Raw genomic sequence first — 372 nt, forward strand, 5'->3', positions numbered from 1 at the left:
GCCGATCGTGGCAGCCTGTTCCCCTGCCCTGAATGCGGACAGGCATGCCCCGCTCATGACTATAAAGAGCTGACCTGGCGACACTTAAACTTCTTCCAGCATCACTGCTTTCTCCATGCAAGAACACCTCGTACCCGATGCCCTGAACATGGCATAAAAAGAATCCATGTCCCATGGGCGCGTAAAGGCAGTGATTTTACATTGCTGTTTGAGCAGGCGGCGATGACGCTGATGCGGGAGATGCCGGTTCTGGCGGCTGCTCGTTTCATGGAGGTCACGGATAAGCGGCTCTGGCGGATGCTGGAATACTATGTTCAGCAGAATCTGACACAGTGGGATTTATCCGCCGTCAGAAAACTCGCGCTGGATGAA

At 54.0% G+C, this 372-nt stretch carries 1 protein-coding gene; it reads left to right on the forward strand.

Going from position 1 to position 372, the window contains the following annotated elements; translation table 11 throughout:
• Positions 1–372 (forward strand): helix-turn-helix domain-containing protein (locus H4O21_RS24570; protein ID WP_182812561.1); only part of this gene is annotated, 372 nt, incomplete at both ends.

It is taken from the genome of Oceanospirillum sediminis, from assembly GCF_014164585.1.
GTDB lineage: Bacteria > Pseudomonadota > Gammaproteobacteria > Pseudomonadales > Halomonadaceae > Oceanospirillum > Oceanospirillum sediminis.